12 protein-coding genes are annotated in these 12,645 nt (G+C 62.8%); 3 read left to right on the forward strand and 9 right to left on the reverse strand.

Going from position 1 to position 12,645, the window contains the following annotated elements; genetic code table 11:
* Positions 1 to 3: 3 nt before the first annotated feature.
* Both flgB and JLC71_RS07630 read right to left on the reverse strand, forming a co-directional pair.
* Positions 4 to 408: a flagellar basal body rod protein FlgB gene (gene flgB, locus JLC71_RS07625; protein ID WP_200918141.1), complete on the reverse strand. Its 405-nt coding sequence runs from the start codon at positions 406 to 408 to the stop codon at positions 4 to 6.
* 155 nt (positions 409 to 563) lie between these two features.
* On the reverse strand, positions 564 to 893 hold the full coding sequence (locus tag JLC71_RS07630) for a DUF2325 domain-containing protein (RefSeq protein WP_200918142.1): 330 nt from the start codon (positions 891 to 893) through the stop codon (positions 564 to 566).
* A gap of 154 nt (positions 894 to 1,047) precedes the next feature.
* Here JLC71_RS07630 and JLC71_RS07635 point away from each other — a divergent pair, with 154 nt between their 5' ends.
* Entirely contained in the window at positions 1,048 to 2,640 is a 1,593-nt protein-coding gene (locus JLC71_RS07635) for a mechanosensitive ion channel family protein (RefSeq protein WP_200918143.1), read from the forward strand.
* 10 nt (positions 2,641 to 2,650) lie between these two features.
* A complete protein-coding gene (locus tag JLC71_RS07640) occupies positions 2,651 to 2,959 on the forward strand; it encodes a helix-hairpin-helix domain-containing protein (RefSeq protein WP_200918144.1) in 309 nt (102 codons plus the stop codon).
* A 118-nt stretch (positions 2,960 to 3,077) separates the two neighbouring features.
* Here the strand turns inward: JLC71_RS07640 and JLC71_RS07645 are convergent, their stop codons facing one another.
* The 4 genes from JLC71_RS07645 to JLC71_RS07660 form a co-directional block, all read right to left on the reverse strand.
* Positions 3,078 to 4,052, reverse strand: coding sequence for an NAD(P)H-quinone oxidoreductase (locus JLC71_RS07645; RefSeq protein ID WP_236251016.1), 975 nt, complete (start codon positions 4,050 to 4,052; stop codon positions 3,078 to 3,080).
* A 20-nt stretch (positions 4,053 to 4,072) separates the two neighbouring features.
* A complete protein-coding gene (gene zapE, locus JLC71_RS07650; RefSeq protein WP_200918145.1) occupies positions 4,073 to 5,224 on the reverse strand; it encodes a cell division protein ZapE in 1,152 nt (383 codons plus the stop codon).
* A 157-nt stretch (positions 5,225 to 5,381) separates the two neighbouring features.
* Positions 5,382 to 5,987: a peroxiredoxin gene (locus JLC71_RS07655; RefSeq protein WP_200918146.1), complete on the reverse strand. Its 606-nt coding sequence runs from the start codon at positions 5,985 to 5,987 to the stop codon at positions 5,382 to 5,384.
* A gap of 135 nt (positions 5,988 to 6,122) precedes the next feature.
* Positions 6,123 to 7,097 carry an HAD family hydrolase gene (locus tag JLC71_RS07660; protein ID WP_200918147.1) on the reverse strand — a complete coding sequence of 325 codons (975 nt, stop codon included), beginning with the start codon at positions 7,095 to 7,097 and terminating at the stop codon, positions 6,123 to 6,125.
* A 192-nt stretch (positions 7,098 to 7,289) separates the two neighbouring features.
* On the opposite strand from JLC71_RS07660, the gene JLC71_RS07665 reads away from it, so the two are divergent.
* Positions 7,290 to 9,302 carry an NADPH-dependent 2,4-dienoyl-CoA reductase gene (locus JLC71_RS07665; protein WP_200918148.1) on the forward strand — a complete coding sequence of 671 codons (2,013 nt, stop codon included), beginning with the start codon at positions 7,290 to 7,292 and terminating at the stop codon, positions 9,300 to 9,302.
* Between the two features lie 88 nt (positions 9,303 to 9,390).
* Here JLC71_RS07665 and JLC71_RS07670 read toward each other — a convergent pair whose 3' ends face one another.
* The 3 genes from JLC71_RS07670 to JLC71_RS07680 form a co-directional block, all read right to left on the reverse strand.
* Complete coding sequence (locus tag JLC71_RS07670) at positions 9,391 to 10,863, reverse strand: DegQ family serine endoprotease (RefSeq protein ID WP_200918149.1); 1,473 nt, start codon at positions 10,861 to 10,863, stop codon at positions 9,391 to 9,393.
* A gap of 108 nt (positions 10,864 to 10,971) precedes the next feature.
* Positions 10,972 to 11,562: an SAM-dependent methyltransferase gene (locus JLC71_RS07675; protein WP_200918150.1), complete on the reverse strand. Its 591-nt coding sequence runs from the start codon at positions 11,560 to 11,562 to the stop codon at positions 10,972 to 10,974.
* Positions 11,563 to 11,866: 304 nt separating this feature from the next.
* Positions 11,867 to 12,562 (reverse strand): hypothetical protein, encoded by a 696-nt coding sequence (locus JLC71_RS07680; protein WP_200918151.1) that lies wholly within the window; start codon positions 12,560 to 12,562, stop codon positions 11,867 to 11,869.
* Positions 12,563 to 12,645: the final 83 nt, after the last annotated feature.

Here is a 12,645-nt window from a genome sequence, read left to right on the forward strand (position 1 = left end):
ACCTTATTGGTTGCTAAGGACGGATTTCATCGACGAAATCCGGCTCTGCATGAATGTCAGCGCCGCCTGATAACGCAGGGTGTTGTCGGCGAACTGGCTCATTTCGTTGTCCATCTCGACGGTGTTGCCATCGATCGCGCCCTGCGCCGGCACGCGGTAGCCAAGTTGCGGTGCAAACGGATCAACCGTGGTGCTCGACTGCAGATGGCGCGCATCGGTCTGCTTCATCGCAGGCTGCGCGACGCCGCCCAGTGCCGCCTTGAACGCGGCGCCAAAATCGAAATCGCGCGCCTTGTAGTTCGGCGTATCGGCATTGGCGATATTGGCGGCAAGCACCTGCTGGCGTTCGCTGCGAAGCCTGAGCGCGGTTTCCTGCGGGCGGAAGTAATCGTCGATGCGTCCGAGCATGCGTTTTGCCGGGTGGTCAATCAGAGAACACTTAATAAGCAGGAAGCGTGCCACCCAGCGAAGCGAGCCCAAAGCAAATAAAAACAAGGCCCGGCAACAATGGCCGGGCCTGGTGGCAAGACGATGGCGGCAAGTTTTGCCGCCGTACTGCCGGATCAATGCAATTTGCGCTGCGGGCAGGTATCGCACGGCTGGGTAGCGCAGTGGCCGAGCTTGTCGAGTGTTTGCGAAAGCGAACAGACCGAACGACGGCACGCAACGAAACGGATGTTCTCTTCGTTCGCCATCTCGCGGTAATGGCGCATGACGTTATGACCAAGGAAATCGGTGAAAAGAATGATCAGATCCACCCCCTTGAGGCTGGCTGGCTTGCGTTGATGCGCGGCATGGCGGCCTGACACGTGCTTGTGGATCGTGATGCCGTAACGGGTAAGCAGATCGGGGATGTTGCCGAGCACGTCGGCGCCTACCAGGTAAGCGTTCATGAAGGGTTCTTCCTTGTATGATGATATTTGATCCGGCTTTTGCCGCCGGTGGATCTCATTCAAACATAAATGAGATTCATTATCAATAACAAGCTGTGATGCTTTCGGCTGCCTGCCCGATAAACGGTTCTCACCTCATTTAGCCCCGACTCCCATGCGCCTGCTCGCCCTCCTCTGCCTGCTCTGCCTATCCCTCGTCGCCCATGCCAACGATGCATCGGCACCCGCGGTCAGCAACGATGCCACCTTGATACTGAACAACCGTGTCATCGCCACGTTCCGCAGCAATCTGCTCGGATCGACGCCGCAGCAGCGGCAAGAGGCCGCCGAGAAGCGCATCCGCCGCCTGCTGGGCGACGCCACACCGCTGAAGCTCGAATCACGGACCAATGCCGAAGGCGGCGCGTTGCTGTACGACGGCAACCCGTTGTTCTTCGTCAGCAACGCCGATGTCGACACGCTGTCGGGCGAAACGCTGAGCGGCAATCTCGACCACTCGAAGGCGACGCTGACCGAGCTGTTCAACGACAGCCGCGGCTTCAACCAGCCGCAAGAGTGGCTGTTCGCGGTCGCCAAGGCCGCGGCGGCGACGCTGGTCTTCGCACTGGGACTGTGGCTGCTGAACCGGCTGTGGCTGCTCTGGAACAAGCTGTTGCGCTTCGTGCTCGCACGGCTGATCCACAAGCTGCGCGACGTGCGCAACGTCGTGCCGGTCCGGCTGATCAAGCTGAGCCTGCGCCTTCTCGGTTATCTGGTGTTCTGGCCCAGCGCGCTGGCGCTCGGCTATGTATGGCTGTCATTCGTGCTGCGCTGCTTCCCATACACGCGCATCTGGGGTGAACAGCTCGACGCCGCCGTGCTCAGTCTGCTGGCCAGGTTCGCGGTCGCCATCCTCTCGGCGCTGCCCAGCCTCGGGATCATCGTCTTTATCCTGCTGCTGACCCGCTGGTCCGTGCACGGCATCAACTATCTGTTCAAGCAGGTCGAATCGGGCCGGGTGCAGCTCGGCTTCTTCGATGCCGATACCGCCGCCACCACGCGCAAGCTGCTGTCGGTCGCCGCGTGGCTGTTCGCGGTGGCGATGATCTACCCGTATTTACCCGGCGCGAACACCGACGCGTTCAAGGGCTTGAGCGTGATCGTCGGCCTGATGGTGTCGCTGGGTGCATCCAGCGTCGTCGGCCAGTTCGCCTCGGGGCTGATCCTGATCTACTCGCGCTCGATCAAGGTCGGCGAGTACGTGCAGATCGGTGATGAGGAAGGCACGGTGATGGAAATCGGCATGTTCGCCACCAAGGTGCACACCAACCTGCGCGAAGAGGTCAGCATTCCGAATTCGGTGCTGGTGAGCCAGAGCGTGAAGAACTTCTCGCGGCTGGCGCGCGGCGGCGGCGTGATCTGCAAGATCGTCGTCACCATCGGCTACGACACGCCGTGGCGCCAGGTGCACGCGATGCTGCTTGAAGCCGCGCGCCGTACCCCGGGGCTACGGCAGGACCCGGCGTCGGTGGTCTACCAGACCGCGCTGTCGGATTTCTACGTCGAATACCATCTGCGCTTCGCCCTCGACGAACCACGGCTGCGGCTGCAGATCCTTTCCGAGCTCAACGGCAATGTGCAGGACGTGTTCAACGAGTACGGCGTGCAGATCATGTCGCCGAACTACGAGGCCGATTCGGAAACCCCCAAGCTGGTCAAACCGGAAGACTTTTATCTCGCGCCGGCGAAACGACCAGCTACGCTCTAGGCCCATCCGGATGAATCCGGCCAAAGTCGACCGCGCCCGCCTCCACCGGCTCGAAGACCTGCCGAACATCGGCAAGGCCTGCGCGGCCGACCTGCGGCTGATCGGCATCACCACGCCCGCGCAGCTGACCGGGCGCGACCCCTACGAACTCTACGATCTACTGTGCGTGGCAACGGCGACGCGGCAGGATCCGTGCATGATCGACGTGTTCGTCTCTATCGTCCGCTTCATGGACGGCGGGCCGTCGCAGCCGTGGTGGGCCTATACCGCCGAGCGCAAGGCCAGGCAGGCTGCACAGCGCCAGCCATCGGCACGGTAAAACCGCGGCGATACCCGTGCCGGGCGTGCTCAAGCTGTCGGGCGGCTTCGAGCGGCATAGGCCGGCCATCGTCGACTGGTTTGCCGCATACCCGCCCGCCGATACCTGCGACTGAGGTTCAGTCGAACGCGAGCACCACCTTGCCTTGATTGCGGTTCTGCACCACGTAGTCGTGCGCGGCTTGCGCGTCGCCGGCGGCGAACACGCGGTCGAGCGCGGGCTTGAGCGCGCCACGCACGATGTCCGGCAGGATGTGTTCGGCCACGGCCGCCGCCAGCCTGGCCTTGGCGTCGAGCGGCTGGCTGCGCAGCGCCGAGCCTTGCACGCGCTGACGCTTGACCAGCAGCAGGCCGACGTTGAGTTCGGCCTTCGTGCCGCGCAACAGACCGATGACGATGATGCTGCCATCGCGGTTCAAACACTGCTGGTCGCGGCCGAGGTAATCGCCGCCGACGGTTTCGAGGATCAGATCGGCGCCACCGGCGGCCTTCACTGCGGCAACGAAATCCTCGTCGTGATAATTGATCACCCGGTCGGCGCCCAGCGCCGTGCACCACGCGACCTTCTCGGCGCTGCCGGCCGTGGTCAGCACCTCGGCGCCAAAGCGCTTACCGAGCTGGATCGCCGCCGCGCCGATGCCGCTGGCGCCGGCGTGCACCAACAGACGCTGCCCCGCGCGCAGTTCGCCGAGTTCGACCAGATTGAGCCAGACGGTCATCCACACCTCGGGCAGGCTCGCCGCATCAAACCAGCTCAGCGCCGCGGGTTTGCGGATCGCCAGCGCAGCGTCGAGCACGCAGTACTCGGCGTAGCCACCACCGGGCACGAGGCCGAACACCGCATCGCCAATGGAAAAACCGGTGACATCGGTGCCCAGTGCGACCACCTCGCCGGCAATTTCCAGCCCGAGCACGGCCGACTCACCGGGCGCCGCCGGGTAGTTGCCGGCGGCTTGGACCAGATCGGCACGATTGATGCCGGCCGCACGCACGCGCACCAGCAACTGCCCCTCACCCGCCACCGGGCGCGGCTGCGTGCCCCAAACCAGCTTGGGATAGGCATCGGGCAATACGGCGTTCATGGTCTCGGCCATCTCGGCTCCTCGGGGCAGAATCAGGTTTCGGAGATCCCGGCCAACTGCTCTTCTACCGTTTGATGCGGCAGCGCGAGATATTCCTTCGATTGCATCTCGGTCAGCCGGCTGGCGGTACGGAAGAACTCGCTCGCCTGCACGCCTTCGGTATAGAGCGCGTCGACATCGACCGCAGCCGACAGGATCAGTTTGACGCGGTGATCGTAGAGCACGTCGACCAGCCAGGTCAGCCGTCGTGCCTGGTTCGACGTTTCCGCCCCCAGCTTGGGGATGTTGGCGACGATGACGGTGTGGTAGCGCCGCGCCAGCTCGAGGTAATCGGCCTGGGCGCGGCCGTCGCCGCACAGCACGGCGAAGTCGAACCAGACCACGCCCGGCGCATGCTGCACGGCGATCAGCCGCCGGCCTTCGATCGTCAGCGCTTTCGACAATGCCGCACCGGTGGCGACGGCATCGAAGATCGCCGCCAGCTCGGCCTCGGTATCGGCGTTGACCGGCGTCAGATAGGTGCGCGCCTTCGAGAGCGTGCGCATGCGGTAATCATTGCCCGAATCGATATTCACCACGTCGAGCTTCGCTTTCAGCAGCGCGATCGTCGGCAGGAAATTGGCGCGCTGCAAGCCATTGGGATAGAGGTTGTCCGGCGCGTAATTGCTGGTGGCAATCAGCACCACGCCGCGCGCGAACAACTGCTCCATCAAGCGGCCAAGAATCATCGCGTCGGCGATGTCCGAGACGTGGAATTCGTCAAAGCACAACACCCGCACCGACTTGGCCCATTTGGCCGCGACCCCGGCCATCGGGTCGTCACTGCCGGCCTGCTTTTTCAATTCGCTGTGGACGTTCTGCATGAACTGGTGAAAGTGCAGCCGCTTCTTGCGCTTGTACGGCAGGCTGGCGAAGAAGGCGTCCATCAGAAAGCTTTTGCCGCGGCCGACACCGCCCCAGAACCACAGCCCTTGTGGCAGCGCCGGCTGTGGCAGCAGTGATTTGCCAAGGAAGCGGCCGCGTTTGCGCTTGAACTCGACCAGCTCGTGCCAGAGCGCATCGAGCCTGCCGATCGCAGCGGCCTGTGCGCCATCGGCGATAAAGCTGGCTTCGTTTTTAAGGCTGTCGTACCAGGCTTGCGGACTTTGCCCTTCTTGAGGCGGGGCGATCACGTGTTGCGACATGCGAAAAACCGGTGAAACCAAAGCAGCGATTATGACCGATCAAAAAACAAAAAGCGCCACCCGAAGGCGGCGCTCTCTGCGCAAGCTGATGCTTCATGCACCTATTGTTGCTTTGAAATCATCCCAGCAGGCTGACATCGCCAGCCTGACGAACGACTTAGAGGCTAGCGGCTTCTTCAGCCAGGTACTTGGCGACGCCTTCTGCGTCGGCCTTCATACCCTTCTTGCCCTTGTTCCAGCCAGCCGGGCAGACTTCGCCGTGCTCTTCGGTGAATTGCAGGGCATCGACCACGCGCAGCATTTCGTCGATATCGCGACCCAGCGGCAGGTTGTTGACGACCTGGTGCTGAACAACGCCCGACTTGTCGATCAGGAAGGAGCCGCGCAGTGCAACGCCAGCGCCGGCCAGTTCCACGTCATACGCTTGGCAGATTTCGTGCTTGATGTCGGCCACCAGGGTGTAACCGACTTGGCCGATGCCGCCCTTTTCAACCGGGGTGTTGCGCCATGCGCTGTGGGTGAAGGCGCTGTCGATCGACACGCCGATCACTTCAACATTGCGCTGTTTGAACTCTGCCAGGCGATGGTCGAAGGCAATCAGTTCGGACGGGCAGACGAAGGTGAAGTCCAGCGGGTAGAAGAACACGACGGCGTACTTGCCTTCGACGGCCTTCTTGAAGTTGAAATTGTCGTCGATCTGGCCATTGCCGAGCACGGCAGAGGCGTTGAAGTCCGGAGCGTTTTTGCCAACGAGTACAGCCATGGAAGTTCTCCTGAATCTGTTTGAAAATAATCGCGTACAAGATAGTCGCGGCGCTGCCGGCGTGTCCAATCGGCAATGTTGATGCGATTGATAGATACACGCTATGACGGCTTGCGTTGTGATCAACCAGTATACCTAAGGCAACATGTCACGAGCATGAATCACCAGCGCGCTCGGCTCGGCGGCCGGGCTGCCGGCCGGTAGCGGCTGCGATGCATAGGCGCGCCGCCAGTCCTGCCCTGCATCGACGACCAGCCAGCCCAGATTCAGCGCCACCGCCTGTGCTTGTTCGGCACCCTCGCCCTGGCGCAGCAGGCCGACAAAGCGGGTTTTTCCAGCCGACACCCATTGCAGCAGCGGCAAATCGGCATCGCTGTCGCCAAAGGCTATCACCGGCCGTCGGCCCACCGCGCGCTCGACCGCGACCGGCTTGGCCGGGCCGTCGAGCAAGGTCTCGAACGCCGGTGCGCGCACGATCGTGGTCACCCCTCCCTGCACCGCCAGTTTGGCCTTCAACGCACTCGCGACAACCTGCTCGGGCGGCACGCCATAAACGCTTTCGGCCAGCACCCGCACGAAACCCGACTCGCCGCTCGACACCACCCAGGTCTTGAAGCCGTTGCCGCGCAGATAAGTCATCAGTTCGCGCATCGGCAAATAGCCCTGCGCGGCGGCGCGGCCGGTCGGCTCGGCCAGCCAGCGCTGCACCCGCGCGCTAAACGCATCGGCACTGCCTGCATGCGTTGCGGCAATCAGCGCCTGCGCTTCGGCGCTGGTGCGAACCGGTCTGGCTTCGCCAGCGAGGATGGCCGCAATGGTGTCGGCAAGCGGCGCGCTCTTGCGCCACTCCGGATGTTGCGGCGCCAGCCGCCTGGCTTCATCAATGGCAAACGCCAGTTCGACATTGCCGGCCTGCTGCAACGGCTCGTCCAGATCGAACACCGCAACGCGCGCATCCACCGGCAAATAGTCGGGCGAGCGCTCACGCGTCACGCGGGATACAAAGGAAGTGATCGCCTCCTTGCTGGCCCCGTCCTGCCACGATGGCAAAGGATCGGCAAAAGCGGCCAGGCTGGCGAGACTCACGACAACTGCGGTTACGCGGAACATGGCGAACTCCATCGATCGGCACGGGCTTGGCTCCAGCTTAGAACCGCGTGCCTGCACCTGCCGGGCAGAATCGGCCCGTTTGAAAACCCCGGCTATAGGCAAACCCCGACTATCGCTTGCCCTGCCCCAGACGCTAGGCTCAGAATTCAAACAGTCTTTTGAAACAGCTTGCACCGTACTACCGGAGCCACGATGACCGCCTATCCCCAACTGCTCGCCCCGCTTGACCTTGGCTTCACCACGCTGAAAAACCGCGTGCTGATGGGCTCGATGCATACCGGGCTCGAAGAAGCGCCCGATGGCCCCGAGCGGCTGGCGGCGTTCTATGCCGAACGTGCCCGCGGCGGCGTGGCGCTGATCGTCACCGGTGGTATTGCACCGAACCCGGCCGGGCGCATCTACCCGGATGCGGCAATGCTCGCCAGCGACGCCGACATCGCCCGCCACCTGCCGGTGACGCAGGCGGTGCACGAGGCCGGCGGCAAGATTGCGCTACAGATCCTCCACGCGGGCCGTTACGCCTACCACCCCGATGCGGTCAGCGCTTCGGCGATTGCCTCGCCAATCTCGCCATACACGCCGCGCGCACTGAGCCACGACGACATCCTGCAGACCATCGCCGATTTCGCCAACACCGCCAAACTGGCGCGCCAGGCCGGTTACGACGGCGTCGAAATCATGGGTAGCGAAGGCTATCTGATCAACCAGTTCCTCGTTGCGCGCACCAACCAGCGCGATGACGACTGGGGCGGTTCGTTCGCCAATCGCATGCGTCTGGCGGTCGAGACGATGAAGGCCGTCCGTGCCGCCGTCGGCGACGATTTCATCGTGATCTTCCGGCTGTCGCTGCTCGATCTGGTGCCGCAGGGCGGCACCTTCGACGAAGCGATCCAGCTTGCCAAGGCGCTCGAAGCCGCCGGCGTCACGCTGATCAACACCGGCATCGGCTGGCACGAAGCGCGCATCCCGACCATTGCGCAGGCCGTGCCGCGCGGCGGCTTCGGCTGGGTCACCGCCGCGCTGAAGCCACATGTGAACGTTCCGCTGATCGCGGTCAACCGCATCAACACGCCGGAAGTCGCCGAAGCGGTGCTGGGCAGCGGTGCCGACATGGTCTCGCTGGCGCGGCCGATGCTCGCCGACGCCGATTTCGTCGTCAAGGCCGCGCGCGATGCCGCCGACGAGATCAATACCTGTATCGCCTGTAACCAGGCTTGCCTCGACCATGCGTTCGAGGGCAAGCCGGCCAGTTGCCTCGTCAACCCGCGCGCCGGGCGCGAGACCGTGTTCGTGATCAAGCCAGCGGCGGCGAAAAAACGCGTTGCCGTCGTCGGCGCCGGCCCGGCCGGCCTGTCGGCGGCGCTGAGCGCAGCACAGTGCGGCCATGCGGTGACGCTGTTCGAGGCATCCGACGCCATCGGTGGTCAGTTCCGCCTCGCCAGCCATGTGCCGGGCAAGGAAGAATTCCACGAAACACTGCGCTACTTCGCCCGCCAGCTTGAGCTGAATCATGTGACGATCCGGCTGAATTCGCCGGTCACCGCCGCCGATTTGGCTGACCATTTCGACGCGGTGATCGTTGCCACCGGTGTCAAACCACGCGTGCCCGACATTGCCGGCATCGCCCATCCGAAGGCGGTCTCTTATCCAGACCTGCTGTCGGGCAAGGTCGCGCCGAAGGCCAGCGTCGCCATCGTCGGCGCCGGAGGTATCGGCGTCGATACTGCGGTCTTCCTGTCCGAAGCCGATCATCACGGCGACGAAATCGGCGACTACCGTCGCGACTGGGGCATCGACGACACGCTGACGCAAGCCGGTGGTCTGACTCCGCCGCAGGTGACGCCATCGCCACGTGAAATCTGGCTGCTGCAACGCCGCAAGGGCCGCCCGGGCTCGGGCCCGGGCAAGACCACTGGCTGGGTGCACCGGCTGGAACTGCAGCATCGCGGCGTCCATCTGCTCGGCGAGGTCGAGTACGTCCGCATCGACGACGAAGGTCTGACGATCCGCCACGGCGGCAAGGAGGAAACGCTGCCGGCCGAGCAGGTAGTGATCTGCGCCGGGCAGGAGTCGGTGAACGCGCTGTACGACGAGCTACTCGCCCGTGGCGTCACCGCCTACCGGATCGGCGGCGCCGAGAAGGCCGGCGAGCTCGATGCCAAGCGGGCGATCGAGGAAGGGATGACGGTCGCGCTAGCGCTGTAAACGGTAATACGGGCCGCAACGCGGCCCGTATTGAACGATGCAAGGCCAGACCGGTCCCTCAACCGGTCCAGCCTGTTACCCAAGTCAACTACCCCAGATCCAGCGGCACGAAAATCTGTGCATCATCACGCTGGATCAACAGTGCGATGCGCTTGCCGGCCTTGGCCGACAGGCTGCGCAGCTGCTCGACCGAATTCACCGGCGTGCCGTTCAGCGCAAGGATGACATCACCGGGCTGGATGCCGGCCTTGGCGGCCGGGCCGGTCGCCTGACCGACGACGAGGCCGCTGCCGATGCCGCTTTCGGTCTTTTCCTGCGCGGTCAGCGGCCGCACCGCCAGACCGAGCTTGGCCTGACCTTCGTCACTCGCCGGCTGCGCCACCTTGGCGTCCTTGGCCGTGTCGATCTTCACCGACAGCACCTGCTCCTTGCCGTCGCGCCAGATCGTCATCGGCACGCTGTCGCCCGGTTTCACGCTGGCCACCAGCGGTGGCAGATCGCCCGACGCGGTGATCGGCTTGTCGCCGAATTTGAGCACGATATCACCCGGCTTCAGCCCGGCCTTCGCGCCCGAACCGCCCGGATTCACACCACTGATCAGCGCACCTTTGGGCGACTTGAGCCCGAACGAATCGGCCAGCGACTGATCGACGTTCTGCACCATCACGCCGAGCTGGCCGCGCACGACCTTGCCGTGGGCCAGGATCTGCTCCTCGACCTGCTTGACCACATCGATCGGGATCGAGAACGATAGCCCCTGGAAACCACCCGAGCGGCTGTAGATCTGCGAGTTGATCGCGATCACCTCGCCGGCGGCGTTGAACAGCGGCCCGCCCGAGTTGCCTGGGTTGATCGCCACGTCGGTCTGGATGAACGGCACGTAGCTTTCATCCGGCAGGCTGCGCGATTTGGCCGAGACGATGCCGGCGGTCACCGAGTTCTCGAAACCGTAAGGCGAACCGATCGCCAGCACCCAGTCGCCGACGCGCGAGGCGGCCGGATCACCGAGCTTCACCGTCGGCAGATCCTTGGCATCGATACGCAGCACCGCGACATCGGTCGGCTTGTCGACGCCGATCACCTTGGCCTTGAACTCGCGCTTGTCGGTCAGCTTCACCGTGACTTCGCTGGCACCGTCGACGACGTGCGCATTGGTCAGGATCAGCCCGTCCGATGCAACGATAAAGCCCGAACCCAGCCCACGTGTCACCTGCGGACGCTGCGGCTGCATCGGCGCGCCGAAGCGGCGGAAGAACTCGTAGAACGGGTCGTTCGGATCGAGCTGCGGCCCTTGCTGCACGCCGGCGGTCTTGGTCATGCCGGTGGTGCTGATATTGACCACCGCCGGGCCGTAGCGGGCGACGATGTCGTTGAAACTGGGCAGGCCGGCGGCTGCCGGTGCCGGCAGCGACGCGGCCGGCTGAGCCACCGCGGGGGCCGACGGCGCGGCAGTAGCCAGCGGCAAGGCGCGGCTGCCAACGGCGCCGACCGCCCCGCCGAGCGCCGCAGCAACGACGAGCGCACTCAACTTGGGCCACCAGGTTTTTGCTTGGGTCTGCATTGCGCGAGCTCCGTATTGGTTGGGATAGGCTCAAGGTAACGCAGCGCGACTTAAAACAAACTTAAGGGACCGGCAGCTCGCGCTTCGGTCTGCCGGACAGCGGAAAAGTTACGCCGGCTTCACCGCGATCAACTGCACCACCGCGCCCAGCCCGGTGTGGTAAGTCCCTTCGATCACCTCGCGTTCCAGCTCGCGCAGGTGGCGGAAATCCAGCCCGGCCAGCTCATCGCGCAGCATCGCCGCCGTCACCATCGTATCGGCCGAACTGCCGCCGCCGGTGCGGTGCTGCAACTGCGCCGGTGTGTACGCCTCCAGCACGAACACGCCGCCCGGCTTCAGCGCCGCAACCACCTTGCGGTGCAGCGCCTTGCGCAGCCTGGAGGGCAGCGGGCAGAAAATCGACACGACGCCATCCCAGCACGCCTCGCCCGGATCGAATTCGGCCAGATCAGCGTGCAACCGCTCGATCTCCACGCCATGCGCCTCGGCCAGCCTGCCCGCCTTTTCCAGCCCCACCCGCGATGCATCAACCGCCGTCACCGCATAACCCTGTGTGGCCAGAAACACCGCATTGCGCCCTTCCCCCTCCGCCAGACTCAGCACCCGGCCCTTCGGCAGCGCAGCGACGTTGTCGGCCAGAAAGCCGTTCGGCGTGGTGCCGTAGGCATAATCATCGGTGCTGTAACGCTCATCCCACATGGTGTTTTCCGTTTGAATTTGAAAGGTATTAGAGCGACCCGGGCAGATCGTCGGCGCGACCTACTTTACCCGCGTCGCCTTTGCGCCGGACGCATTCAGCGCCGCCGCGACACGATGCAGACAGGTCTTCGAGTGAATCCAATTCACTCATAACACCTCTCGCAAATCCGAAAATAAAAAATGTAGATTATTACGAATTCTGGCCCGCACCACCCGTCGACACTAACGAATAGGTTAACCGGCGCCCATACGGAGTATGGGCGCCCGCGTTGAACCGCCAGTTAGAAATTTACTTCATGCGAATTCATTTCGGGGTATTGAAGTTGGCAAGAAGCCTATACCGAATAAACTCATTCGTTGCCTCAATGACTTCAATACGAGCACCTTTATAACCTACGATTTTCGATTCGTTCAAATCGTAGTCCACATCGTTATTGAATGCTGGGCGTGCTGTGTTGCCGGAGAACTCCCTGTAGCCGAATTTTATGCGATTTCCAACTTTCCCACTATAAATCAAGGACTGCTGAAAGGAATTCGGGGATGCGATTGGCCTCTTTGTGAAAATGTAATGTGCTTCCGTCGAGCATATGAAAGCGTTGAAGATTGAAATCCCACAAATTTTGTTCTCACCCTTGTAGGCTTGAATAGCCTTTGGCGGATCAGCTAGCGCGGCCTTTTGAATTGTTCCGCCACCCTCGAAGGGGTTGTTGAGGGCGTAATATGATATGTTGCCACTTTCGCCAAATTTGAGGAAGGTGCCTTTGGTGATGGTATATGGCTTGAGCAACCCAAGATCAATATCGGACTCGACGAGTATCGCATCATGCTCCATGAAGGAACCTTGGCTAACCAGTGTGTCGCCGACATACGCAGATGATTCGGCTCCAGTTTTCGGGAAGCTTATCTGCGTGACAGGGGGCGAGTAATTGTAGACCGGCGAAGCGCATCCAGCCAATGCAGCTGAAAGTGCAATAATTGACGTACCTGTAATACGGTTCATGTGAATTCTCATATGTTCATTTCTAACCTGGTATATGCACCACGGTGCATAAAAAATATTGCTACCCCGCCCGAGATGGTAGC

It is taken from the genome of Jeongeupia sp. HS-3, from assembly GCF_015140455.1.
In the GTDB taxonomy this organism is placed as follows: domain Bacteria; phylum Pseudomonadota; class Gammaproteobacteria; order Burkholderiales; family Chitinibacteraceae; genus Jeongeupia.